Origin of the sequence: Apibacter sp. HY039 (genome assembly GCF_004023655.1) — a bacterium.
Lineage (GTDB): Bacteria > Bacteroidota > Bacteroidia > Flavobacteriales > Weeksellaceae > Apibacter > Apibacter raozihei.
This window is the reverse complement of sequence record NZ_SAYM01000003.1, coordinates 150,273-177,121: the sequence shown is the minus strand read 5'-3', so window position 1 is coordinate 177,121 and position 26,849 is coordinate 150,273. Positions and strand designations below refer to the sequence as shown.

Sequence of the window (26,849 nt, the reverse complement as noted above, 5' to 3'; positions counted from 1 at the left end):
ATGAATATAAAACTAATCCCGGTTATTGAAATATTTCGTTCTTCGGATAATATAAAAAGCCCCGAAAAAGGGCCCTACTGGTTATATCCGGACGAATGGGAGAGGTATAGCAACCAATGCCTTGCAGAGCATGGATTTTCTGAATTAAGACCGTATGCAAAGGGTTGCAGTTTCTACGAAATAGCCAAGATTAACGATGCTCATCTATTACATCAGATAGAATACAAGACTAAAAACTATAGTTTAGAAGAAATATATCCGTTGGATGGAGGATATATTCTGAATGTAAATGGAGAAGATGTATTATACCCACAATGTTGTGGTGATTTGGCAGATATTGAAGGCTGGATTGATCTTTCTAATGGTAATAATCATTCATTCTGGCAGGGGCATCCTTGTCCGGCAATTAATATAACTCAAGACAGGATACGGTTTAATCTCAGATCTGAGCTACCACAGGGCGAATCGTTTGTTCCCACACCTCCCAAAGACGAATTTGAAATTGACCGTTTGGCGTTGAAACTAGCGGTGAATCAGGTGGTGAAAGAACTTCATTCATTTGCCAAAAAATTGAATTATATGAATACCAACGAACAACTGGGCTTTGAAAACTTATCTAAATTATTGATAGGAGAGAATTTTTAATCTAATAAGTAAAAGAACTGCATAGTTCTTTTACTTATAAAAATTTTGGGTAATCGGCTTTTAAAAGTTCTATTTAGGCGAAGTTTCTAGCTTTAAGTTTATTAATTTAATAGGGAAGGGAAAAGAAATTATCCTACTTAGAACTATTTATAATTTTTTCAACTTTATTAAATATACTCTTTTCGTAATTATCAAAAATTGACTTAATTTTATCTGATTTTATTTTATTGTCAATATTTTCATAATAATCTAGCACGTTTGAAGGCACTCCAAAGTCGCTAGCTATACGGCCATTATCAGTTAAAGCGTTATATTCAAGTTTAACTAATAACCTATCAATTCCTATAATTTCATCAAATGATTTATTTTTTATTTGAGATTGGATAAAACGATATATAATATTAAAAACCCCTAAATATTTAACAAGCTGATATTTTAGAGTATTATATACAAATTCTGCCGTTTCAGAAATTGCTTTATCTACATGCATATCGTTATCCATCTTAAATCTAACTGAGCCTAAAAATCCATCAATCAAATAAAAGTGGGTTAGATGAGTTAAAGTTGAATATTTATTAGTTCCTACATGGTCGATTAAGAATTGTAGTTTTGAATTTTTCACGATTGGACGAATTACTTTTAAAATGGTTTGAAAGCCATCATAATCAATGTCCATCTTATAATTAAACACCCTAATTAAGTTTTTAATACTCTCATTTTTAACTGTATTTAGTTTTATAATTTCATCATAAATTATAATCTTATCGAATCGACTAACTACTTTGTATAGATTAAAAATTTCATCAGGAATTCCTCTTTCTTCTTGTTCTGTCTTAATATCTATTTTTTTCTTTTTATCTGTTTCTGATAGATATTCATCGTTGGAATAAAATAAATCAATTTCATCTTTAGGTGCCTGTAAGTCATAATTTTTATGTTTAATACCTTGAGGCTCTGCATTTATTGCTTTCATGAAATCATTTTGTAATACAATTACTCTACCAGAATAATGATATAAAAATCGTCCTGCTCGTCCTGCTATGTTTTTAGCATCAAATTTTTTAAGCTCTTTGTCGCCTTTTTTACTATGAAGTACAATTAAATTTTTTGCTGAAGTATTAACTCCTTCCGTTATTGTTGTTGTAGACAAAAGAACGCTTAACTTATCATTATTAAAAAGTGAAATAATCTCCTTTTGTATATATTTTGGAACTAACCCGTGATGGATACCAATACCTTTTTGCAAGGCTTTTACCACTACCCAATCTTCATCAAAATTATTAGAAATATGTGTGATAAAATCTGAATAACTTTCGCTTGAATGGTTGTTAAGAACTCCCGATTCTAAAATACTTTTTGCGTAATTCTCTGTATATGCTCTTGTAGAACAGTAAATAATTGTGTTCTCTTTGAGAGAGATTATGTTTCTAATTATTTCAATTAACCTTTCTTTCTTACTATTTGTTTGAAAATCAAATTGTAGTTCGTTGTCAACTTCAATATGTTTTTTGATTTTTATATCACTATACGCCTTATTTACAATCTCAAATTGATTATAGTTTAAAAGAGTTATTCCATTTTTGGAAAGAAAATTGTCAAAAGAGCCATTATAATTACCTTGTTTCTGTTTATAGAAATCAATATATGGCCCTGCTAGAAGTACATCTACATTGTCTTCTAATGCATAAAAAACAGATAGTCTATATGCAACATCTCTTTCGTTTTCTCGAACTTCTTCGTCTAAAATATACTCGTTGTCGATTTTATAGATTTCGTCAATAAAAGCAAAATTGAAGATTATTGTGCTTGGATTTTTTTCCTTAAATGATAGAAAGCGTTCTGGCGTATAAATGAATAGATTATTGACTCCAAACTCAGTTACTTCACTTAATGTATGAATTTTATACTTTTCTCTAAAATATGTGTAAGCTTCCTCGGAAATTAGTCTTTCTAAATTTTCAGATAATAATGCAATTGTTGGAAAAATCAAAACTACATTTTCATAGTTCATCTTTTTGATAATTTCAAAAACTATATGCGTTTTTCCAAAAGATGTACTCGCAGAAAGAAAATATCTGTTTCTTTGATTTAGAGCAAATAGATTTAAAATATCCATCTGATATCTATGGACTTTTCTTATTTCTGATGTATGTAACGTACTTTCGTACAGTAGTGAAGAAAATGTATTTAAATTAAAATCCTCTATTTCTGTAATTTTGTTAAAACTGTTTAACTGATCATAGTAATGGGGAATTCCTGCTATGTTTGAGATGTATTTAAGAAACTTTAAATCAGATTGATTCAAATTCTCCGACTTAATAGCATCAAAATAATCACACACAGACTTTACAAAAACATCATCAGTAATCTGTTTCGACTTAAATTTATTAAGTTGTATTATGACATCAGTGGTTTCTTTGATTCTATCCATTTAATTACATCTTCTTTAATTAACTTAACATCTTTCATAGGAATTAAAATAAAAAATATAGAGTATGGAATTGAAAGGGTATATTTAGTTGACGAATATTCTTCTTGAATATGTGTTGGAATATTTTTTATACTTTCATCATATCCGGCATCGTCTTCTTCGTATAAAAGCATAACTGGATAAATTAATTTCATTTTATGTTTCTTTATTTCATCTATTATTGATAAATATGGATTATCTTTCCACTTTTTTATAACGGTTTCAATTTTTGAACCTTTCCATTGTAGGTTGTTTAGTTCATTAGAAATAGAAAAAACATTTGTTTGCAGATAATTATCTGAAATTGCTTTATCTATATTTTTAAATACACTTTTGATTCCAGTTTTATAACTATTATGAAATTTTACTTCTCCAAACCATAATTCGGTTTGACTACCATTTTCAATTAAATGATAGGAATCATAACCTTTTGTTTCTGAGCTTTCCAAAGGATTGTAGAAATATCCTCTTGCTATGAGGGGCTTGGATTTGAAAAGTGTATACAAAACACTAAATAAAACAACTTCCCCTAAAAAGCCATACCTTATTTTATATTTTAAGTCAGCAGTAGGGTTGTACTTTAATTTTGTTAGTAAGGCTATATAATGTAGCTTATTATAATCTTCATTTTCAATTTCAAACTCATTAAAAGAATATTCTAAGATAGAATTATAGATTATTTCAGAAAAATCATTGTTATTGGTTGTCTTAAAACATTTATCATTATCAATTGAAAATATAGTTTTTGAAACTCCAGTTGCAGTATTGGGTAAATCATATTGATGAATTATTGTTTTTTCAATAAGATCAAGTAAAGATTGTCTCATGTCCTAAGTATTATCATCACTTCATCTTATCCAAAATATCCTTCATTAATTGAGTTTTCTCTTTTTCGCTTTCAAGTAAACGTTCAAAAAGTTTTTTATTTTCTTCTAAAGTTTCTATCCATTTTTCAACCGGATTTATATTGAAAGTAGGGAAATAGTTATAACCATTTGATTGGTCATTAAATGTATTTGATATAATATTTACCGCTTGTTCTTCGTCAAAATTTTTAATAGCTTCTGCGGGAACTTTTAAAATTTCAGCAATTTTTTGTAAGGTTTGATCTTCAATTACTTCTTTTGCTTCCAATTTAGACATAGTGGCTTGGGTAATATCCAGCTCAAAAGCCAACGCTTCCTGTTTAATGCCTAATATTTCACGAAAACGTTTAATATTTCTGCCTTGGTGTATTTTTTTAGGTGTAGTATTTTCTGCTGTCATAAAACAAATGTACTAATTTATTTTTGGGGCAAGATACAAAAAAATGAAATAAAATATAAGGTAAAAAATTAAAGATGTTTGGTAAAATATCAGCATTCTAAATTGAATATCGGGCAGGGTAGGGCTAAGGTTTCAATGGAAAATATTATGTTAAATAGGAAAGAGAATATTCTTTTGTCTTGAAACAAATGCTTTTATATATAAAAAGTTAGTTTTAGAATTTAATTATATTTTAGATTAAATTTTAAATTTTTATGATCATTAAAAAATATAATATACATGGAAATAAAAATTTTATTGATATTTTTCAATGATACCTTCCATTTTATAAAATTCTCCTTTCATTGTAGTATAAAATGCATGGGATTTATTTTGATTAAAATCATCATAATGAACAACTGTTGATTTATCATTTTCTTGCCATGATATTAAAAAACAATTTTTTGATATTTCTTTCCATGTATAAGGCATTTGCATCTTTACACCTTTTAATTCACCTGAAATAAATTCGACTTCTAGATTAATTCCATCTGCTAAATAATTATTAGTTACTTTTAATCCGTTATCCATGGTTAATAAAAATATTTGTCCTGAATATGGAAATTTGTTATTTGTCATCATTACGTTATATAATTGATTAATTTTTATTATTGAAAACTTTTGCAAAGTTAAATAGAAATAATTAAGTAATTTTTATATAATATTTCTTTATTCTACATTAATTAGTAATATAAAAATGCACAAGAAAACATGCTAAAGTTTTAATAAATACTATTTTATTAGGAGAGTACAACAGAACTGATATAGATATGTTTAATGCCAATTAAAATATTAAAATTGAATGCAATCAAACGAAAGAACCTGAGTATCAATTTACAAAATTACAAATTAGAAATAAATAATTATTTTTATTTAATAAAAAACAAAAATAACTATCTTTGAAAGATAAATTTTTTCTTATTTTAATATAATAAATATTATTTCTTGATTTTTTACTTCTTATTATAAATTTTAGTTATAAGGAAATTTATTAGTATGCTATTACTATAACAAAAAATTATAGATGACAAAAAAAATGCCTGTAATCATCAATAAACTAGAAGGTTATTGAAAATAGTCAACGTATTGACATCTGTATTTGACAGATAGAATATGAAAAAGTTCTTTTACATAATGAAACAAAAAATGTACAAATGTTGAGATAAATTTTTTATAACTAAATAATATATAGATTACTGATTATAAACATTATAAGTAATAAGCTACCATTGCTCATATTTAAACATATTAAAATTAACTACATATGAAAAAAAAATTATTATTGTTCTTACTGACAGTATGTTCTTTACCAATATTTGGGAAGCAAATAACTGTAAATGAAGCTACCCAGATTGCTCGGGTTCATCAAAGCCAAAACAGCTCTGTATTATTCAGGTCAGCGGACATTCAGCTGGTAAAAACCGTGCAAGGAAATTCTAAATCAAAAAAAACTCAGAAAGCCCCCAATTTATACTATGTATTTGACAAGGGCAACAACCATGGATATATCATTATAGCAGCTGATGATGTATGTACTCCTGTTATAGGTTATACTACTGAAGGTACATATAATGAAGAAGATCTTCCACCTAATTACATCGAGTGGATGGAAAAAGTTCAGCAAGGTATTGAAGAAGCTATTCTAAAAGAAAAAAAAACTACAGAAAAGGTGAAAAAACAATGGCAGTCCTACCTAAATTTTGCCACAGCTGCATTTCGTTTGGAAAAAAGTGTCAGTCCCTTAATAAAAACAGCTTGGAGCCAAGCCCATCCTTTCTGGAATTCCATTCCTGTTAAAAATCAGTCCGGAAAACCAGCACTTACCGGATGTGTAGCTACTGCTATGGCTCAGATTATGAAATATCATAAATTTCCTTCAAAAGGAATTTTGGCAACTTCAAGTTATACAACGCGTACGTTGGAGATTAAAATTCCTTCAATAGATATTACCCAATATACTTATGATTGGGATAATATGCTTACCGGATATAACCCCGGATTAAGTAATGCTGCACAGGAAAAAGCAGTAGCTGATCTAATGTACCATTGTGGTGCCGCATTGCATATGGATTACAATTATGGAGGTAGCAATGCATACGCTAATGATGTGGCTTGGGTTTTAAAAACTTATTTTGGATATAATCCTAAAATTCAGTATCTTAATAGACGAACAAAAACTGATGATGAGTGGATTTCTATTTTAAAAAGTAATTTAGATAATAATCTGCCGATATCTTATGCAGGATCCTCATCAAATTCAGGTCATGTTTTTATTTGTGACGGCTATGATGCTCAAGGACTTTTTCATTTCAATTGGGGATGGAATGGCTACAGAAACGGTTACTATTCAATTGATGCTACTTTAGGTTTTACGATGGATCAGAATATAGTACATAATATAAAACCCTTATTCGTATCGACTTATAACAAAGTAGATAAAGAAGGATTACGCAAAGTTTTGCGACAGGGAAGAAACCTCTCAGGATTGGGGCTTACTGCTTCGGATACTCTCAGCTGGGAAAAATCCGAAGAATGGGTAGCTAAAGTAAAAGGGGTAACCTGGAAAGATAGTGAGCAGGGAAAAAGAATATCCAGAATATATTGGTGGAGCCAATTTCCCAAATTAACCGGAACTATTGATATAACTCCATTCCCGGAAATTGAAGAAGTTATTTTTCCTTTTAATGCCGTTACAGCTTTTATAGCCTCTGATAATTCTAAACTTAAAAAGATTGATGCCGGATATAATAATATGACCGAAGTGACGGTAAACAACTGTACAGCAGTAAACACTTTACTGGTTCATTTTAACCGACTGGAAAAAATAAACGTAACTAACTGGAATTCCGTTACTACACTTTATGTTTATAATAATAAGTTCCGGTTCTCTACCTTACCTTTGAAATCGATAGCCAAGTATTCCTATGGCGCACAGGCCAGAATTGAAGGTGGAACCATTTCCGCAGGTAAAACCATAGACCTGAGCTCAGAATACAGTGTTGACAACACTCTTACCCAATATAAATGGTATAATGGAAATACAGAAATTTCTTTGGCATCTAACGGAAATGGAAAATTCATTGCAGATCCTAAATACGTAAATACTACATTGACCTGTAAGATGACTAATTCTAAATTTCCAAGGTTTACTCTGGAATATACAGTCAAGATTGAAAAATCACAAGGAATCTATAATGAAAGCGATAAAGAAGGGTTAAGAAATATATTAAATCAGGGAAGTAATTATGCTTCAGTAGGATTATCGGATGATGATCTGAAAAATTGGAACATATCTGAAGAATGGGTTTCCAAAGTAAGAGGGGTTACCTGGAAAGATAGTGAGCAGGGAAAAAGAATATCCAGAATATATTGGTGGAATCATCCTATAAAAATAACCGGAACTATTGATATAACTCCATTCCCGGAAATTGAAGAAGCTATTTTTCCTTTTAATTCCGTTACAGCTTTTAGAGCCTCTGATAATTCTAAACTTAAAACGATTGATGCCGGGTACAATAATATGACCGAAGTGACGGTAAACAACTGTACAGCAGTAAACACTTTACTGGTTCATTTTAACCGACTGGAAAAAATAAACGTAACTAACTGGAATTCCGTTACTACACTTTATGTTTATAATAATAAGTTCCGGTTCTCTACCTTACCTTTGAAATCGATAGCCAAGTATTCCTATGACGCACAGGCCAGAATTGAAGATGGAACCATTTCCGCAGGTAAAACCATAGACCTGAGCTCAGAATACAGTGTTGACAACACTCTTACCCAATATAAATGGTATAATGGGAGTACAGAAATTTCTTTGGCATCTAACGGAAATGGAAAATTCATTGCAGATCCTAAATACGTAAATACTACATTAACCTGTAAGATGACTAATTTAAAATTTCCAAGGTTTACTCTGGAATATACTATTTACATTAATAATCCAACAACTCTGTATTCTTCAGATATTGTTTCTTCCGATATTTCAATTTATCCAAATCCGGTTATTGATATACTACACTTTGATACATTCAATGAAATTCAAAGTATAGAGATTTATAACTTTGACGGTAAATTAATTAAACAAGAGAAAAATATTAAAAATAACCGTATTGATGTACGATTATTATCTTCCGGTATTTATTTGCTTACTATTAAAACAAATACCCAACAATTAACTCTACGTTTTATTAAAAAGTAAATTTTTAATGCATTTGAAAATTAACATTTAATAATTTTTCTTTAGTATGATAAAAAAGTTCGATATAATATATCGAACTTTTTTTAACTCACTATATAGATTTGTATTTTAGAGCTCATTAATCATTTATCAATGCCGTGAAAAAGAAACAAAAATTCAAGAAAAGTAAAAACTCGCTATCGCTCAAACATTTATTATTCGACATATCAATTATCTCATCAGAAAATAAAATTTCTTTTTTCAGGTGTTGACTGCAAAAATTAAACAAAGGTTGCTCTTGTGATGGATTTATAATTTAAATGTTCTGTTAAACCTATAGCCATCATATATTTACTATGTTAAAACTAACAAAAAAGGCATAAATACTAATATTTATTTCATAACATGAGCCTGTAAAAATATGGTATTTGTTTGTGTGAATGATATTCCTACCTTGTCAGGATTTTCACATAAATATTTTTATAAAAAAAACCTTTTAAACCTCACTTTCCGCTTGTAATATTGCTATTAAATGCAGTGCTATTTTTTAACTCTTTTTAATTGCAGATTATACTTATCTTATAAATATTTATTTATTATTTGTCGGAATTTATTTTGAGATTGAGTTACTTTTTTTTCTTTTTTTTTGAATTTTTTATCAAAATCTTCAAGTTCATATTCAGATATATTATAAATATCATCTTCAAGATACATGCCTTCTACATCATTAAGAGCTTTTGGAAAAAGTTCTAAAATAAGTAATGCTACCGGGAATTTTCCCTCAGCATTTGTAATATTATATTTTTTTGATTCTTTAAAACCAAATTTCTTATAATAATCTGGATCTCCACATAAAAGAATAGCTTTGTATCCTAGCTCTTTTGCTCTTTGAATAGTATGCAAAATTAGCTTGCTTCCTATACCTTTATTTTGATAGTCAGGCAAAACACTTACAGGCCCCAATACAACAATTTCATGTTTTTTATTTTTTTTTGTATCTATTATTTGGGATTTGACATAAGCTATGTTTCCAACTATTTTATCATCACTAACAGCTACATAATCCAGTTCTTTAATAAACTGAGGCCACATTCTTAATTTATGAATAATCAGGTGTTCACTACACCCTGGTGAATATACATTCCAAAATGCTTCTCTTGTAATTTCCTCAACAATACGATATTCTGCCTCTTCTTCTAACCTTAAAGTAATCTTCATATATAAACTATTTTTTGTTTAAAATTACTAATTACACGATAAAAATGCGTTATTGCAACTTACTTTTAATCAGCTTTTATAGTTCTGTTTCTATAAAGAAAGGTGTATTAGCGTAAATGGATATAAAATTTTTATTTGGAAACAATTTCCTAATTTTAGATAAACTATTTAATTTTTTTATCTTTATTGCTAGTAAAATTCCTAAAAAACCAGCAAGCAGGTTTTTGTTTTTTTCAACTGAGTTTATAAGCATCTAATGTATTTATAAACAAGTATCTTGATATTTATAAATTATATTTAATTTTATCTAAATGTAACTAAGAACCATTTATTTTACGAATAATTAAACACCAGCCTATATTTCAAATGAGAAAAAATCCCAAATTTTTGGACAGCTTATTGCTTAAATAATCTTATTTAAATGATGAACTGATATTATTTGTAAAATTGAGAAGCGGTTATAACATACGAAGCTTTTCCTCCCAACGAATTTACAGGTATAGGGAATCTTTTATATGATGATGGCAATTACAGGACTGAATATTACTAAAGGAAAAACAAAATTATTAAAAGTAATACGATGATACATAAAACCGGAAGCGAATTATTTGAAATAAAAGGTAAGAAACTTTATGCAGAATGGAGGTTTGTATATGAAAATCGTCCTGTACTTGTATTTTTACATGATAGTTTGGGCTGTGTAGAACTTTGGCGTAGATTTCCATTTGATTTGGCCCAAGCTGTATCATGCAATGTACTTATTTACGACCGGCTGGGCTATGGAAAATCAGAACCAATGCCTACACACCACAGGCCTGTAAAGTATCTTGAATATGAAGCCGATATCTTGAACCATGTGTTGAATTTTTTTAAAATTGATCAGGCAATTTTATTTGGTCACAGCGATGGAGGAAGCCTGGCTCTTATTACAGCAGGTATATATGCTAAAAAAATTAAGGCCGTTATTGTTGAAGCGGCACATATATTTGTTGAAGATATTACACTTTCAGGCATTTACCTTATACAAGAAATATACAAAAACTCAAATCTTGCAGAGCGTTTACAAAAGTATCATGGAAACAAAGCAGAAATGGTTTTCAAATCGTGGACTGAAACTTGGATCCGTAATGATTTCAGAGATTGGAATATTAAACATCTACTACCTTCTGTAAGCTGTCCGCTCTTATTTATACAGGGCGAAGAAGATGAATACGGAACATTGACACAGGTTGATGAAACTGTTCGTAATGTAAATGGAAAGGCAGAAAAATATATTATTCCCAATGTAGGTCATACACCTCATAAAGAAATTCCTGAATTAGTTCTGAAAAAATCTACAACGTTTATTAATAGTTTATTTGATTTTTAACATAAATTCTAGCTATAATTATTAAAACCTGACTAAGAAATTATAAACAATAAGTCCAAAGACTAGTATGAATTTATGGACTTATTGTTTAACCTGTTTATTTAGAGAGTTTCAATATTTATTTTAATTTAGCGAGTAAAACGTTTAATAAAAATGTTCCTTGCCAGTTTGATGTTGTTGTTGTTTGATCTGTACCTACAAAGTCACTTCTACTAACAGAAACAGTTAATCTTGTTTTTCCATTTGTTCCGTCATTCGTTAATTTTATAAAAGATGCAACAAAAATATCAGGATATGACTGATCATTACCTGTTGTTAAAATAGGATACAAGTTTGTTATATCCATAGGATCTCCCTGGTATTCGTAAATTATAATCATTCTACTCGATTTAGAATAAGCACCCTGATATTCAAAACTTGATGAAGATTTCGAAATAACAAACCAATCGGTGGTGTCGTAAGTTGTATTTGAATGATTTGAAAAATCGGCAATAAATCTTGAATGAGGTGGAATTTTTAATTGTGTTCCATAGATCTGAACATTATTTATTACCTGATTGATATTATTTGCTCCTAGAAATGAAACGTCCCATCCGGAAGTAAGATTATTATTATTGACAATCTCAACATAAGAACCAGGTTTTATAGTTATGCTTTTTGAAATTTGTCCATCAATTCGTAAGTTACTGTCATTAGTTACCAGATCAATTGAAAATCCTGAGATGTTTTTAATTTTATAAATTCTACCTGTGAAACTTGTGTTTCCGGTCTGTACTACCGGAAGTATTACTGTTGCTTCAGATGTACCATTATACGTTATATAGTAGTCTGTAGAAGTTAAATTATATGAACCTGAGATTTCTTTATAACCGGCTTGTAAAGATCCGTTTATAGATAAAGTACTGTTCGGAGTATCTGTATTAATTCCTACCTGACAAAAAGAAAATTGAAATAATACAATTAGCAATAATAAAAATGATTTTTTCATAAATTAATTTTTCTACAAATTTAGGTAGCTAACAAATCAAGAATTACCTGTGTAAATGCTGCAACCATTAAATTTTATATAAAATATTAATATACAAATACTTAACACGCATAACTAGTAGGAATAATTTCGGAAATTATTCATGTTTTAGCTAAAATTTTTCTAAATTTAATTGCCTAAAAAATACAGCAAACTTGAAATGACCTATTTATGCTAAAAAGTTCAGCTATGAAAATTTATTGACTTTTTACATTATTTACCCGTTAAAAAACTGAGAACTATTTTATCAAAATTTAACCAGCATATTAAAATATTTTTATTTAATATTCTAATTATCTTTTTTCAATTGTTCTATATAGTAGGAGGGAGTAACTCCATTTTCATTTTTAAATGCTATAACAAAAACCTGTGGTGAGGAATAGCCACATTCTTCTGCCAGGTATTTAATTTTATATTGTCTGTAAACAGTAGATTCAAAAAGCTTTTTAGTTATATAATTAATTCTTAAACCATTTATATACTTGTTAAATGATTTAGATTTATTTTCTTTTATAAGTTCTGATAAATATTTAGGATTTGTGTTTAATGAATGAGCCAATGAAGTCAGTGAAATATCATTTTTTAAAAATTTTAACGATTGCTCAAACCTGTCCAGTTTTAAAATTATCTGATTTGCTGTTTCATCAGCAATTTTGGTTACCGACCTTTCAACAAGGTTTTCATTACTAGCATTATTTTTAACTTTTATATCTATTGTATTAAAATTACTTTCTTTCAATTTAATTATAAGTTTTTTATAATTTTCATGTGTTTTTTTCTGATTTTGTTTGAATTTTATGTATATTAAGATAAAAGTAATAATTAAAATCACACTCAAAATTATAATAACTTGTTTATTCTTTGCTAAATGTTCTTTTTGTTTATTTTGAATAATTTTGTCTATTGGTATTTTAATATTTGTTTTTTCCAGTATATCTAAGCTATCACTAACCTGTGTAAACAAATCCATATATTTTTTTGATTCTTTAATATTACCTGTTTCTAAATAGGATTTTGCCAGAATTTCATATATTCTTTTTCTTTGGTAAGAATTTGTTGGCTGTTTTTTCTCTATTTCCAAACATTCTATGGCTAAGGCTACAGCTTTCTTGTATTTTTTATCCAGATAATTAAGTTTACTTTCGTTTATAAGCATCTCGACTCTGTTAATAGCTAACATTGAAGGTCTCTCATTTTCATAAATAATTTTTGCTTTGGTCAAATATTTATTAGCCATAGCAGTATCACTAGGTTCTACATTATATAAAAAATATTGTGCTAAAGCATTATAAATAAATATTTTATTTCCAAACTTATTTAATAAATCCGTATCTTCAATTTGTTCAACTTCATCTAAAGTTCTGAATAAATAATATCCGACAGAATCCGAATGTATATTATTCTGATCCAAATATTTACTTTTATCATAATATAAAAGAGCTAATGAAAAATGAGAAAACTCCTTGTCTTTTATTTTCTTGGCATATATAACCGAGTTATTATATTGCTTCAAACTTTCATCATTAAATCCTAACTTCATATATGACAACGATAAAAAGCGGTAAAATTTACTTATTGAATAATTATTTTTAATTTTATTAAAATTAATATTTTGCTCAATATCTGACGATAAATTAATGACTTGTTCGTATTGTCCTTTTCTATAATAAAAGATCATAATATAATTACCACTTTCTATAATTCCATTATCATAATGGATATTTTTTGAGTAATTGTAAATATTTTTGAGTTTAATTATTGCCTGATCTGCTTTTATGGTATTTGAAAAATCCAGTTTTCCAGTTTGTTCAATTAGATTATCAATGGAGTCTTTATTTTTTTGTGTGTAAGAAAATTTTATTATAAATATAAAGAAGAAAATAAAGAAAAGAAATTTCATATCTATGCATTTATTATTTTATAAAATTATGATATTATTTTTAAATGTTTAAAAATACTGACTAATTAATAATAATTATAAGTAAACAGAGTATTCTCATACATATTTATATTTTTGATATGATTAATCATAAGTAGATCGCAATATATTTATCTTAAAAAATTATAATTTCGCAATAAAATTTGTAAAAAAAAGTATTTAAAGTAATTTTCAATTATTTAATTTATAAAAGAAAAAATAAGACAAATATTTATTAAAAATTAAATCTATGGATCAAAATTTAATTAAAGATTACGTTTTGAACAATTAGTAAAAGATGTTATTACTATTTTTTATTGAGACATACATCATTAGTTTACGCTTTTTCCAGCAGCCTTAAACTTTATCATATACAAGATCATTTCTCTATTTACGCATAAAATAATAGTAATATATTATCTCAATAAGAGTATAAATAAATCATAACTTTATTGAAAATACATTTCTTATTTTATACAGTTTCCCCAGGATGGACAGCTTCTTTTTTTAACCTTTCTATATAATAAGAAGGAGTTACTCCGTTCTCTTTTTTAAATGCTAAAATAAATACCTGGTGTGAAGCATATCCGCATTCTTCCGATAAATACTTTATTTTATATTGCCTGTATACAGGCTCTTCATATAATTTATGAGTAATATATTTAATTCGTAAACCATTGATATAATTATTAAAAGATTTAAACTTATTTTCTTTGATAATTTCAGATAAATATTTAGGGTTAGTGTTCAGAGAATGAGCCAGAGACGTTAGGGTAAGATCCTTTTTTAAAAATCCGTTATATTGTTCAAACTTATCTAGTTTAGCCATGAGATGGTTTAATGTTTCATCAGATATTTTTGCTGTAGTTCGAATTATTGTATTTTCTTCGGGATTTTTATTCTCTGGAATCTGCTGTGACAATACGTCTTTATTATCTTTTAACTTTTGAATAAGCTTTTTATAATTTTCATGTGTTTTTTTCTGATTATTTCTAACTTTTATATAAACAATAATAGAAACCAGTATAAGAATTACTGCCAGAAAAACTAAAATTTTTTGAGTTTGTTTCTGATTAGCTATTTTGTTGTTTTCTATAATTTTAGTTAACGGTTTTTGTATACTGTTAGCACCTTCTAAAGCGATACTATCACTGGTGAGAGTAAATAAATGCATATATTTTTTTGACTGTTCATGATCTCCTTTTTCCAGGTAGGACTTGGTAAGAATCTCATACATTCTTTTTCTTTTATATGCGTTGGTAGGATTGTTTTTTTCTATATCTAAAGCTTTTTCTGTAAGCTCAATAGCTTTATCATAATTTTTTTCGGACAAATAAAAATCACTTAAAGTGAGCAGGTATTCAACTTCATTAATGGCCAGCATTGGAGGGGATGTATTTTCATATATTTTTTCTGATTTCATAAAATACTCTCTTGCCAGTACAGTATCTTTAGGTTGGGCAACCTTTAAATAATAAACTGCAATACTGTTATAAATAAATATTTTATTAGCAAACCTTATAAGTTTTTCTTTATCTTTAATTGATTCAATTTCTTTAAGGCTTTTAAATAAATAATAACCTACAGAATCCGGATATTTATGAATTTCTGAAAAATATGAAGCCTGATCTTTATAGATCAAAGCTAAAAGTAAATGAGCTTCTTCTTTATCTTGGATTTTTTGTGCTGATTTAAACGTATTTTGATATTTTTTATCACCTTCTTCATCAAAACCTAATTTTCTGTATGATAGAGCTAATAAACGATAGAATGAACTTACCAGATAAAAGTGAGTTGATTTCTTTAAATCCATATCAGTCTCCAATTCAGTTGCAAAATGAATTAATTTTTCATACTGTCCTTTACGGTAATAAAAAGTCATTAAATAATTACCGCTTTCCAGCATTCCTTTATCATAATGTATTTTTTCGGAAAATAAATAGATTTTTTTTAAATTTTCAATAGCTTGTTCAACTTTAATAGTATTAGAAAAATCTACTTTGGTAGTTTCCTTAATAACCTGCTCTATGGAATCAATGGAGGATTTATTTATTTCTGCATTAGATATTTGCATTAGTATTAAAATACAGAATAAAGAAAAAAGTTTTTTCATGCTATTATAATCTTGCGAATTTATAATATATTTTTAAATGTTTAAAAACCTTCAATCATAAAACTTTCTTAAATTATAAATCTTCACAAAAAATTAAGCCTGTAAATTATTTACAGGCTTAACAAATTCAAAAAAGTTAAAAATATTTACTATTAGATTTTATTTCATTAATACTATGATTTAGCTGTTTATTTTACCCAATATTGTACTATTCTTCCTTCTCCATTATTAAATTTGTGAGGTCGCCAGTTTGCCCAGCCAGCCATACAATAACTTTGTCCGCCAAAATCATCATTACTGTTTGAACAAGTACCGATATGATGATTTACCTGCATTTCACTATTCATATATAAACCAAATAAATCATTAATATACCTCTTATCAAAAGAAACAGTTTGTCCATTGCTCGAAGTATAGGAAAGAGTACCCGTACCCGCAAGATTGACACCTCCGTAAAATCCGGTAAAAAAATATGCAAAACTATAAAATCCCGGAGGAGTTGCAGCAAATGGTATTCCGCCAAATGTATAAACAGCATTTGATGCAGAAGCTTTTACAAGAGAAATTCCAAAAACTTTACCTTCTGATGTATATTCATCTGACACATAGTTTCCCGTTGCAGGATTACCACCTCCAAAAATTTTAACATTCCAGTAATTATCTTTTCCCCATACATCATCTGAAGGCGCTACGGTTGTACTTTCTACAATTTCAGGTGTTAAGGTTCCTGTATTTTGATGTCCTTTTTCTTTAATTGTAAACCTGTACTGATTATTTATATTACCTATATTGTTAACCACAGCACTAGGTACAGAAAAAGCATATTCATTGAAAACTCCTGTTTCAGTTTTTACCGGATTTCTTTGTCCCTGAGTTGCTATCGATTCTGCCTGTGTTCTTTCAACAACTAATATTTGCCTTTCAGATAAAGATTTTACTAAAGTCCATCCTCCGCCTTTCATATCACAATAGGTTTTAAATTTATTATTACTGGTATCTCTTACCCAATAATATCCATTTTGAGAATCCGGATTTGCATCTAATATTTCCGTACAACGATTAGCCGGATCTGTAAACGATCCTTTAGAACTATCCACTTTTACATTTATTATTCCGGAACAATCAGGTGTAACATCGATTAAGTTAAAACTTATAATGCCGGTTGTATTACCTATAGTCCCTTGGGCATATAAACGAATAGTCAATGTAGAAGAATCTACAGCCAGTGTTCCGGAAGAAAATTTAAATCCATTCTCAGTTGTTGTTTCCAAAACCAAGTCTCCTTGTCCTGTAATTGTAACCGGAATATCTATATAATGCTGAGTAGTTGAAAATTCAGTTTGTTTGGTAATATATTTACCCGGGCCATAAGTTATTGAACTACAATCAACATTAGTTATTTTTGCAGCATCTGATTTTACATGAATTCCTGGTAGAATACATCCAATTACAGTACTTATATCATTAAACCGGATATCCGTTATTGCATCTACGCTTGTATCCGGAGCAACTGTTTCATTATGATTTATCGGTATTCCCTGTCCTTCTAATTTCACTTGATAAACCCCCGTTTGATCAAAATTTCCGGATTTGTAAAAGTAATAACCATTGGAAGTAGATAATTTTATAGCATACCTTCCTATACTGGTAACATTAATTTTTACAGTATATGTTGCCTGCGTATTACCGTTTAAAGATTCTCCTTTAATAAGAGGAGTATCGACTGCATTTGTAACTATACCACCAGTGGGGGCATTACAATCAACTAATTCAAAATCGGCATTACCCGGATCTCCACAAAGAGACAACCAGTTTTTTGATTTTTCACTGTAGTATCTGAAACAACCGGTATCAGGATTATAAAAGACAAGTCCGTCTATGGTAACCGGTAATAAATTTTTAGTGATTTTTGGTAATAATACTCCTTTGTCATCAGAAGCTACCTCTAATTGTGCTCCTTCACTCATGCTGGAATTTTTTCCAATTTTCATGGTCCCGATTACATCTAAAGTAGCCGTAGGAGCAGAGGTGTTTATTCCTGTTCTTCCTCCATTGGCATCTGTAATGCTAAGTATTTCCGATAGATTTTTGCCAACACTAAAAGACAGATAGCGGTTTCCGATTGCTGTTCCTGTAGATACGTCTCCAAAGTTTATTCGCGCTACTGATCCGCCATGTACGGATGAGGTACTTTGTATATGTATACCAAAATTATCGGTACGGTTTCCATAAGAATATCCATCCTGACCAATATTAATTCCTAATGCATTATTTGTTTCTTTTTTTGTTCTGGATGCATTTAAAAATAAATTTCCTTCTACCTGCAATTTAGAAGTCGGATTAGTTGTACCTATACCTACTCTGTTATTTTGAGCATCTACTGAAAAAGTATTCCCGTTTACTGAAAAAGCATTAAGCGTGGTTCCTCCGGAAAAAGAAAGAGCCTTACTTCCCAAAGTTACAATACGATCTTCTGTAAGGCTTCCGTTATTGTTATAAATATTAGGGGTGGTCCTAACCCAGGCAGTTCCGTTGTGATAATAATAGCCTATAGCATTTATGTTAACAGCCGAACCCGTTTGTGCGCCTGTAGCTATACTATTAATATAAACCAAAGTCGAAGCAGGTACTGAAGACATACTTTGCGCTCTCTGCCTGTCTATTCTGGGTATCAATAATCCCTCTGTCTTTGTACTTGTTCCTGTACTATTTAAGGCTGCTATATCTATAGTAGCTGCAGGTGTTTCCGTATTAATCCCTAGCTGAGAGTAACCTGAAATGCTTAAAAACAAGAATATTATTATAAATATGTACTTAGTAATCATGTTAAATTCTAAAAATTATATTAATTATTTATAAGCTTCCACAAAGGGATAACCATTTTTTCGATTTTTCGCTGTAATATTGGAAACATCCATTATCGGTGTTGTAATATAAAAGTCCATCTACTGCTGTAGATAATGAATTTTTAGCTATTCTGGGTAATAAAATCCCTTTATCATTTGAAGAAATTTCAAGTTCTACAGCCGAATTAATATCAGAAGTACCAACAGACTGTCCAATTCTAGCTGTCCCTATTACATCTAAAGTAGCCGTAGGAGCAGAGGTGTTTATTCCTGTTCTTCCTCCATTGGCATCTGTAATGCTAAGTATTTCCGATAGATTTTTGCCAACACTAAAAGACAGATAGCGGTTTCCGATTGCTGTTCCTGTAGATACGTCTCCAAAGTTTATTCGCGCTACTGATCCGCCATGTACGGATGAGGTACTTTGTATATGTATACCAAAATTATCGGTACGGTTTCCGTAGGAATATCCATCCTGACCGATATTTATTCCTAATGCGTTATTTGTGTCTTTTTTTGTTCTGGATGCATTTAAAAATAAACTTCCTTCTACCTGTAATTTAGAAGTCGGATTAGTTGTACCTATACCTACTCTGTTATTCTGAGCATCCACTGAAAAAGTATTCCCGTTTACTGAAAAAGCATTAAGCGTAGTTCCTCCGGAAAAAGAAAGAGTCTTACTTCCCAAAGTTACAATACGATCTTCTGTAAGACTTCCGTTATTGTTATAAATGCTAGTATTAAGTTTTACCCAGGCAGTTCCGTTGTAATAATAGTAGCCTATAGTGTTCATGGTAGCAGTTGAACCCGTTTGTGTGCCTGTAGCTATACTATTAATGTAAACCAATGTCGAAACAGGTACTGAAGACATACTTTGCGCTTTCTGCCTGTCTATTCTGGGAATCAACAATCCCTCTGTCTTTGTACTTGTTCCTGTACTATTTAAAGCTGTTATGTCTAAAGTAGCTGCAGGAGTTTCCGTATTTATTCCCACCTGGGAATAAAGAAAAGTAGTTGAAATAAAACTTACAATCTTAAAAATATTCATCTTCATATTATTTACATAAATTATTGTTGTATAAAAAATGGATTGAAGTAAAAACCATGATTATTTAATTTTCATGATTTTTATCTTGTTCTTATTTTAAATAAAACTTGTTTTTTGATTTTCTTGCGATGCAAAATTACATGCGAGTAGCTTACTTAAAAAGTCAAAGCATTCATATTTATTGAATTTATGAATTATGAATTTGTTTTTAAATTACTGTAATACAAATATTTACATATATTTTTTTAAAAAAAAAGGAAAACCTTTTTTCAATATGGAATATAGTCTGAGAATTTAACTATTCAGACAAAAACAGAGCCTTTGCATTAACCTTGTATGATATATATTAATTGGAAAATTTCTACTAACTGTCTTAATCCAGAGATCAATTTTGATCTTAAACTATTTTCTTTTTGCTAGAATAGCTTTTATAAATAAATCGTTGATTTGTTCATCCAGGCTCTTAAAATATTAGAAGACTAAGGTTAAAATTTGCTTTACAAAACGTTTTAATAAAATAATGACTTCCTTTGCAAAAAGAAAAAATCAGAAATATGGAAGTTCGTAAATATAAGAGTAAAGCTAAAATACGCACTATAAAGGTATATGAAAGGGATTTTAAAAGAACCAGTTATCGTTATGTTTCTTTTCCTGAAATACGAATGGCGGGCAAGTGGTTGCAGGATTCTGATTTCAGAACCGGAAACCAAATACAAATCAATCTCTCCAAAAAAAGGATTGTTATTATTTAGATGGAAACTCACAAAATTATATTTAATAATATATTATTTTTACTAAATTTGTATATAAAACTTATATTCATAAATACCATATTATGATAGCAGAAATAAAAAAATATATAGAAATTACCAATTCAATAGATATTATTCTTAAAGAAACTCCTTATAAATTGAATTATATAATTGAAAAAGTGGGAATAAAAAAACCTACTTTTTTTAAAAAGTTAAAAGATAAAAGGTTTTCCCCTGAAGAATTATTAGAAATAGCAAAAATTATTGATCCTTTGGAGAATCAGAAAATAGAGATAAAGGAATCTATTGATAAAGCATTGAAAGATATTGAGGAGGGTAGGGTAAAACCTCATAATGAAATAATGAAGGAAGCAAGACAAAGAATTGAAAACAGAAAAAATGCAGATAGAATGGACGCGTGAAGCAGAAAATGATCTTTTAAAAGTTGAAGATTATTTACTGGAAAACTGGAATTACAAAGTCTTGGAAAATTTTTTAAATATATTAGATAAAGCAGCAGAAATTTTAATAAGTGGAAATGTAGAATTTGAAAAATATGAAGATACAAAATACAGTAAATTCCTTTTGACCAAACACAATTATTTGATATATCATAAAGTTAACGATAAAATTATAATCCTTAAGTTAATTAATAATTTTCAAAATCCAGACAACAATTATGATGATATTACTAAGGTTTGAATGGGGGAATATTATGTTAAATAGGAAAAAGAAAAAAGTTATTGATAATAGTAAAGGGGTTTATCATTCTTTCTTTTTAAATTATTCTTTTGTCTTGATACAAATGTTTTGCATTCTTGAACTCCTTAATAATTTATTAAAGCTGTGAAAAAAAGAAACAAAATAGTTATTAATTTCTTTCTTTTGTCTTGAAATAAAAGAAACAAAAATTCAAGAAAAATAAAAACTCGCTATCGCTTAAACATTTATTTTTCGACATATCAATATCACATCAAAAAATAAAATTTCTTTTATCAGGTGTTGGCCAAAAAAATTAAATAGCAAAGTTGGCGTGTGTGGGATTTGTGCAGAAAAATTTACAGCATAATTTTTTATTGTAAAGGCTGTAAATTTTTTAAACAAACCGGTTTGGTCAAGCGGCTATTTACACATAATGGCAAATTATAGGAAAATGTGTAAATACTGCCTTAATTTTGAAATGAATTATTTTCCTATAATTTATATTATGTTAAATAGATAATTTGAATTTCTATCTCTCTACGTATATTATAAGACAACTTCTTACAACAAACAAAACCATGCATATGGCATGGTTTTGTTTGTGAATTTATTTTACTACTATTTATTGCTTCAAAATTTTAACCATAATCTCAGAATTATTAACTCTAATTAAATAATAACCTGTTTTTAAAGAAGATATATCTGTTTGTTTGTTTTGAAATTTTCCTTCTTTTACAAGCTGTCCGGACAAATTATAAATCTGATAGTAATAATCTTTACTATCATTTACCTCAATATTAAGAATGTCTTTAACAGGATTAGGATATAAAACAAGTTTCTCGTTCTTTATATCTTCTTGTACTGCTTCTTGTGTAAAATAGGCTTTAGCTTCATAAGTAGCGTTTCTTGATACGGGAATTCCCGGCAGCGGGCCTCTTGATACACCATTGTCTTCCTGTTTTATACATCTACAATTCATTGCAGCATAAGGATCTACATTTGTGTATTTAACAAGAATCCGGGAAAAATGATCAAAATGCATGTAAGTTCCCCTACCCGTAAATATCTCATGTAAATTAGCATACCAGATTCCACTTCCTAAAGCAGGATTAATGATACTACTCAGACCATCTTTATAAAGTACTGATCTTTTACCTCTGATATATCCTTTCGGATAATTTCCTGTATTATATTCACTATTATTAAAGACAAAACCTACTGTTTTGCCATAAATACTAGTTCCCGGACTGAGTAGGTGGGAAATAACAGAACCGTAATAACCTTTTTCAAAGTTTCCTACCGGTTGTCCTTCTTTACTTGAATAAGTAACATATTCAGGATTATTTTTTAAGCTCCAGGGAGAGGATTTTATAAGACCCGTTACGGTCTCTGGAATTCTCCATCCATTAGGACAAGGATCAAATACAGATTTGTTTCCTCCCAATCCCCATCTTTCAGGATACAGACCGTGATATCCTGTGTCTAACAACCAATCCGAACCCAGCATATAATTATTATTTGGGCGAGTTGGATATACTACATTAGGCATCATGAACTTTAAAGGATTTGCCACGGAATATCCAAGAATTTTTTCTATTCTTACATCTATCTTGTCACTGGAATTTATATTGTTTTTATAGGTGTTGTAATTAACAATCTGGCTGGAATTATACATGTTTTCTGTTAAAGTTGAATAAGTTACGGTTCCATTATTGTTTCTTCCTAAATACACGTTAAATTTGCTATTACTTGGAGCTATTTTAGTAAAAGTCGGTAAAGGATCTTTTCTTCCCCATTGGTAATGTAAACCTTGAGAATTATTTAATTGTAATAATGCATTGGAACCAGACTGAAATTGATTATAAACTGTTGGCATAACATCAATAGCTCCCAGATTCCTATCCATAATTTTCGTTTTCATAATGGTACCATATTGTGTATAATTTACGTAGTTGTCCGTAGTTATGGGTTCATCATTTACATAGGTAAGAGAACTAACCTCACTGTTAGTAACCCATATGTGCCAACTCCAGTAAACAGGATTATCAATGGAGCCATTGTGCAATGTAATTAACGCATTACCGGATTTGTTGGCATTGATTTTTACATTTATATTGGCTTCTTTAGAAGCCGGATTATCAACAGTCAATTGAGTTATTAATTCATTATTGTCTGCCCAAAGTACATTTGCTTTCAGATTATTAAAACTTACTGGATTTAAAATCTGTGTGTTGCCTAAATAGTTACTTTGCACCGAAAAAGCCTTACTTACAGGTATTGAAATGAGCTGATCTGTTGGTGATTTTGTAATCATGTAAGCATTAGGATTATCCAGACCCGCTGTATACGTTTCATTTTCACTGAAGAATCTCGTTTCAAAATTATAATTGTTTTTTTCAAATAAAGGATCTTTTATACATCTGCAAGCATGTGCATTATTGGTAGGATAATCATCTGCTGGCTTATAGCGATAGAGTCCGTAAACATTAGGATAATTTAAAGAGTCTGGCTGATATTTATTTACAATTTGATCGGAAGAAGGAATTAATCTCAAAGCACTGGCTACAGAAGAAATTTCCCCGAAAGTTGTCATGGTTGAAGTCCATAAATAAGTTTCAAGATGGTCTGTATGTGATGCTTTTGTATGGTATCTGCCATCTCCACTTGCACCCCTTCCTATCCAACCAGTTCCTGGAAAAATTCCCATATTGTTACCTGCTACATTGGTCATATCAAAACCGTATTGAGGGTATATTTTTATACCAGCAAGATAAGGTTTCAAATTAGATAATCCTGGACTAATATTAGATTTTGAAGTGTTTAAATTTGATAAAGAATTGCTTGACTTAGGTCCAAATGGAGTAAAATCCATTCTTACATTTTTTGTTGCAGAAGCCACCAGTACAGAAGGAAGCCTCCACCCATTGGGACATGGATCATAAGAAGATTTATTACGGTAAGGCTGAGGCACTGTAATATCTGTTGCCTGCACTCCAAAAGAGTTGTCAGACCATAAATTAACTTTACTTAATTCATGAGTTTGTAGTCCCGGAACTATCCCAAACCAATTATAATAGTAAGGAACTGAATAATATGTACCATAAACAGATGGTGAGACAGTACCATCATCAGTAACATAAATTAAGCTCAAGGGATTTTTAACGGATAGTCTGATATTATCTGTAATATTTGCTACTGTTTTATAAATAAATTTTGTAGAGTTGGTCAAGCTTTTGTAATCGTTAAATGGACTGTTAGGAAACTTTATTACAGCCAAACCCTCATCATAAACAAATTTCCCTAAACTTCCGGATACTTGATAATAATTAGCATCAATTGTGGTTAATGGAGGGAAAGGATCCTTTCTTCCCCACTGGTACATGAGTCCACCATTCCTATTCCATCCTTCTCCTGTAAATGAATTTCCCAGAGCTCCTAGGTTTCTATCCATCCACCCCCATTCAGAATCAGGAATCGTTTCTATAGTTCCATCACTTAATTCTCTTTTTACATCATCAAAACTTTTATATGTCGAGCCATTCGTTGGGTCATTTGTTACCCACACGTGCCACGACCAATAAATTTCCCCATTTACTTTATAAGCAATAACAGCATTTCCTTTTTTTACATTATTTACAGGTACTTTTATTTCTGCTTCTTCTCCACTGCCTATAATATCCAGCTTGTAATTCTCTTTAGATCTTATAAGTCCCATAGTGTCTTCCCATAAAACATCAGCAGTTATTTCTCCAGTAGGAATGTCGATACCTTTCATGTAATTTCCGTTTTTCCACATTTCATAGGCTTTTTTTACGGGAATGTAAAATCCGTTTACACTAATTCCATTTTTATCTTTACCCGTAAAAATATAACTATTGGGTGCTTTTTTCCAATCCACAAGATCGCTCTTTGCTCCCGGATTGATTGTAATACAGCTAGTTTCATCGGAATTATTCAAATCTCCAAAAATACCTACATAGTTAATAAACTTTTTTATTTCCTTTTCAATTTCTGTCAAAGGATAGGAAGTTCCGTTCCAGCCAGCTGTTACCTTTCTGTTTCTAATAGCTCCTATTCCATAAATGGATGCTTTTGAAGTATTACTTAAAAAGAAATTTTCAGATCCAGGCCCCCTGTCTTTTTCATATAAACGTGGATATCCATAATGATTTACTGTATTATAGTTGCTGATTGCATTGATAGTAATATAACTACTGTTGGATTTATATATTCTTAAACCGGTTGATTTACTTATAACAATCACTACAGGTTCCTGATTAGTAATTATATCTGTAAGTTTTTGATTAATATAGTTGTATAGATTATAGTATCTGTTGATTAAAGCATTAGGATTAGTAAAGTCTAAATAGCCTCTTCCAGCCTGTTCCCCTCCTTCTTCCAAAGGTAATGCCCAATTACTAAAGTTAACAAAAAAACCTGCATCAGAAAATTTACCTGCAAACATATAAACAGGGTCATGATAAGAATATTCGAAAGGACTTAATTCGCTTCCCTGATAAATATACTTTTGAGTGTTCGCCAATATTGTAAGGTTATTAGGATTTTCAATGTTGATTACCGGTGCTTTAGGGTTAGAGGTATTTAATGTTCCGGTAGCATTAATTGACAAAGCTATATTATCTAATTTTTTGTGTAAGTGCAGAGAGGTTACTCTATCTTTTATACTTTTTACAGTGCCATCTTGATTTAACACAACAGTTTCGTTTGTTTTGGGGGTAAACAAATAAGTATAATCATTTTCGTTGAGCTGACATTGCCCTGTTGTATAATCTGATTGTTTGTAATGATATACTGTCTTTTGCCAAATTATAGACTGCCAATTTGAAAGATTGGTATTAGAGCTCAATTCAATTTTAACATTCTGCTTGTTAATATTAGATGCGGGCAATTCGAAACTAGCAGTTAAATTTTGATTAAATTCATTAGTCGCTGCAAATGTTTTATCCCATGCTGAAACCCAGTTTCCTGAAGAATTCTTATATTTAATTGTAATAACAACCTGGTCGGAAGTCACAGGTTTGGTAAAATTGCCTGTAATAACGACTGCTCCTTTTTGATTAATGGTTTGCGTAATTTCGATATTTGAGTCTAAATCTACAACGTTTTGAGATAAACAAGGTATATAAATAAAACCCAAAATTGAAAGTACAAACTTTGAAATAATTTTATTTTTCATACTTATATTTTTTTTGTAATACATTTTTTTACATGATTAAAAAATCATATAAAAAT

17 protein-coding genes are annotated in these 26,849 nt (G+C 29.6%); 6 read left to right on the top strand and 11 right to left on the bottom strand.

All coding sequences use genetic code 11. The annotated features are described in order from the left end of the window. Complete coding sequence (locus tag EQ921_RS08185; RefSeq protein ID WP_128331276.1) at nt 1-645, top strand: hypothetical protein; 645 nt, start codon at nt 1-3, stop codon at nt 643-645. A gap of 133 nt (nt 646-778) precedes the next feature. On the opposite strand, the gene EQ921_RS08180 is transcribed toward EQ921_RS08185, so the two are convergent. From EQ921_RS08180 to EQ921_RS08165, 4 genes are all read right to left on the bottom strand, one after another. Next, complete coding sequence (locus tag EQ921_RS08180) at nt 779-3,076, bottom strand: helicase-related protein (RefSeq protein WP_128331275.1); 2,298 nt, start codon at nt 3,074-3,076, stop codon at nt 779-781. Next, nucleotides 3,043-3,942 carry a Hachiman antiphage defense system protein HamA gene (locus EQ921_RS08175; protein ID WP_128331274.1) on the bottom strand — a complete coding sequence of 300 codons (900 nt, stop codon included), beginning with the start codon at nt 3,940-3,942 and terminating at the stop codon, nt 3,043-3,045. The genes EQ921_RS08180 and EQ921_RS08175 overlap by 34 nt, the downstream gene beginning before the upstream one ends. Nucleotides 3,943-3,958: 16 nt before the next feature. Further along, nucleotides 3,959-4,381, bottom strand: a complete 423-nt coding sequence (locus tag EQ921_RS08170; RefSeq protein ID WP_128331273.1) for a helix-turn-helix transcriptional regulator — start codon at nt 4,379-4,381, stop codon at nt 3,959-3,961. Nucleotides 4,382-4,675: 294 nt separating this feature from the next. Continuing rightward, the gene (locus EQ921_RS08165; RefSeq protein ID WP_221410481.1) at nt 4,676-5,002 is read right to left on the bottom strand and encodes a hypothetical protein; all 327 of its coding nucleotides are present in this window, start codon (nt 5,000-5,002) and stop codon (nt 4,676-4,678) included. Nucleotides 5,003-5,684: 682 nt separating this feature from the next. Here EQ921_RS08165 and EQ921_RS08160 point away from each other — a divergent pair. Next, nucleotides 5,685-8,624 carry a thiol protease/hemagglutinin PrtT gene (locus tag EQ921_RS08160; RefSeq protein WP_128331271.1) on the top strand — a complete coding sequence of 980 codons (2,940 nt, stop codon included), beginning with the start codon at nt 5,685-5,687 and terminating at the stop codon, nt 8,622-8,624. Between the two features lie 558 nt (nt 8,625-9,182). On the opposite strand, the gene EQ921_RS08155 is transcribed toward EQ921_RS08160, so the two are convergent. After that, a complete protein-coding gene (locus EQ921_RS08155; protein WP_128331270.1) occupies nt 9,183-9,821 on the bottom strand; it encodes a GNAT family N-acetyltransferase in 639 nt (212 codons plus the stop codon). 580 nt (nt 9,822-10,401) lie between these two features. Here EQ921_RS08155 and EQ921_RS08150 point away from each other — a divergent pair. After that, complete coding sequence (locus EQ921_RS08150) at nt 10,402-11,190, top strand: alpha/beta fold hydrolase (protein WP_128331269.1); 789 nt, start codon at nt 10,402-10,404, stop codon at nt 11,188-11,190. Nucleotides 11,191-11,308: 118 nt separating this feature from the next. Here the strand turns inward: EQ921_RS08150 and EQ921_RS08145 are convergent, their stop codons facing one another. From EQ921_RS08145 to EQ921_RS08125, 5 genes are all read right to left on the bottom strand, one after another. Further along, complete coding sequence (locus EQ921_RS08145) at nt 11,309-12,178, bottom strand: hypothetical protein (protein WP_128331268.1); 870 nt, start codon at nt 12,176-12,178, stop codon at nt 11,309-11,311. A 328-nt stretch (nt 12,179-12,506) separates the two neighbouring features. Then, the gene (locus EQ921_RS08140) at nt 12,507-14,117 is read right to left on the bottom strand and encodes a response regulator transcription factor (RefSeq protein WP_128331267.1); all 1,611 of its coding nucleotides are present in this window, start codon (nt 14,115-14,117) and stop codon (nt 12,507-12,509) included. A 490-nt stretch (nt 14,118-14,607) separates the two neighbouring features. Further along, entirely contained in the window at nt 14,608-16,248 is a 1,641-nt protein-coding gene (locus tag EQ921_RS08135) for an AraC family transcriptional regulator (RefSeq protein ID WP_128331266.1), read from the bottom strand. Nucleotides 16,249-16,436: 188 nt separating this feature from the next. After that, nucleotides 16,437-19,040, bottom strand: a complete 2,604-nt coding sequence (locus EQ921_RS08130; protein WP_128331265.1) for a fibrinogen-like YCDxxxxGGGW domain-containing protein — start codon at nt 19,038-19,040, stop codon at nt 16,437-16,439. 61 nt (nt 19,041-19,101) lie between these two features. Beyond that, on the bottom strand, nt 19,102-20,142 hold the full coding sequence (locus tag EQ921_RS08125; RefSeq protein WP_128331264.1) for a hypothetical protein: 1,041 nt from the start codon (nt 20,140-20,142) through the stop codon (nt 19,102-19,104). Nucleotides 20,143-20,696: 554 nt separating this feature from the next. Between EQ921_RS08125 and EQ921_RS08120 the strand changes: the two genes are divergently transcribed. From EQ921_RS08120 to EQ921_RS08110, 3 genes are all read left to right on the top strand, one after another. Then, the gene (locus tag EQ921_RS08120) at nt 20,697-20,894 is read left to right on the top strand and encodes a SymE family type I addiction module toxin (protein WP_128331263.1); all 198 of its coding nucleotides are present in this window, start codon (nt 20,697-20,699) and stop codon (nt 20,892-20,894) included. 83 nt (nt 20,895-20,977) lie between these two features. Next, nucleotides 20,978-21,316, top strand: coding sequence for a hypothetical protein (locus EQ921_RS08115; protein ID WP_128331262.1), 339 nt, complete (start codon nt 20,978-20,980; stop codon nt 21,314-21,316). Beyond that, nucleotides 21,294-21,596, top strand: coding sequence for a type II toxin-antitoxin system RelE/ParE family toxin (locus EQ921_RS08110; protein ID WP_128331261.1), 303 nt, complete (start codon nt 21,294-21,296; stop codon nt 21,594-21,596). Before EQ921_RS08115 ends, EQ921_RS08110 begins: the two co-directional genes overlap by 23 nt. Before the next feature lie 622 nt (nt 21,597-22,218). Here EQ921_RS08110 and EQ921_RS08105 read toward each other — a convergent pair. Next, complete coding sequence (locus EQ921_RS08105) at nt 22,219-26,793, bottom strand: T9SS type A sorting domain-containing protein (protein ID WP_164875608.1); 4,575 nt, start codon at nt 26,791-26,793, stop codon at nt 22,219-22,221. Nucleotides 26,794-26,849: the final 56 nt, after the last annotated feature.

Excerpts from the sequence above, each read along its gene's own strand:
- EQ921_RS08185 (WP_128331276.1), top strand. The coding sequence starts at position 1 with ATGAATATAAAACTAATCCCGGTTATTGAAATATTTCGTTCTTCGGAT.
- EQ921_RS08150 (WP_128331269.1), top strand. The coding sequence starts at position 10,402 with ATGATACATAAAACCGGAAGCGAATTATTTGAAATAAAAGGTAAGAAA.
- EQ921_RS08175 (WP_128331274.1), bottom strand. The coding sequence starts at position 3,942 with ATGAGACAATCTTTACTTGATCTTATTGAAAAAACAATAATTCATCAA.
- EQ921_RS08120 (WP_128331263.1), top strand. The coding sequence starts at position 20,697 with ATGGAAGTTCGTAAATATAAGAGTAAAGCTAAAATACGCACTATAAAG.
- EQ921_RS08105 (WP_164875608.1), bottom strand. The coding sequence starts at position 26,793 with ATGAAAAATAAAATTATTTCAAAGTTTGTACTTTCAATTTTGGGTTTT.
- EQ921_RS08140 (WP_128331267.1), bottom strand. The coding sequence starts at position 14,117 with ATGAAATTTCTTTTCTTTATTTTCTTCTTTATATTTATAATAAAATTT.
- EQ921_RS08110 (WP_128331261.1), top strand. The coding sequence starts at position 21,294 with ATGCAGATAGAATGGACGCGTGAAGCAGAAAATGATCTTTTAAAAGTT.
- EQ921_RS08125 (WP_128331264.1), bottom strand. The coding sequence starts at position 20,142 with ATGAATATTTTTAAGATTGTAAGTTTTATTTCAACTACTTTTCTTTAT.
- EQ921_RS08115 (WP_128331262.1), top strand. The coding sequence starts at position 20,978 with ATGATAGCAGAAATAAAAAAATATATAGAAATTACCAATTCAATAGAT.
- EQ921_RS08165 (WP_221410481.1), bottom strand. The coding sequence starts at position 5,002 with ATGATGACAAATAACAAATTTCCATATTCAGGACAAATATTTTTATTA.
- EQ921_RS08160 (WP_128331271.1), top strand. The coding sequence starts at position 5,685 with ATGAAAAAAAAATTATTATTGTTCTTACTGACAGTATGTTCTTTACCA.
- EQ921_RS08155 (WP_128331270.1), bottom strand. The coding sequence starts at position 9,821 with ATGAAGATTACTTTAAGGTTAGAAGAAGAGGCAGAATATCGTATTGTT.
- EQ921_RS08135 (WP_128331266.1), bottom strand. The coding sequence starts at position 16,248 with ATGAAAAAACTTTTTTCTTTATTCTGTATTTTAATACTAATGCAAATA.
- EQ921_RS08145 (WP_128331268.1), bottom strand. The coding sequence starts at position 12,178 with ATGAAAAAATCATTTTTATTATTGCTAATTGTATTATTTCAATTTTCT.
- EQ921_RS08180 (WP_128331275.1), bottom strand. The coding sequence starts at position 3,076 with ATGGATAGAATCAAAGAAACCACTGATGTCATAATACAACTTAATAAA.
- EQ921_RS08170 (WP_128331273.1), bottom strand. The coding sequence starts at position 4,381 with ATGACAGCAGAAAATACTACACCTAAAAAAATACACCAAGGCAGAAAT.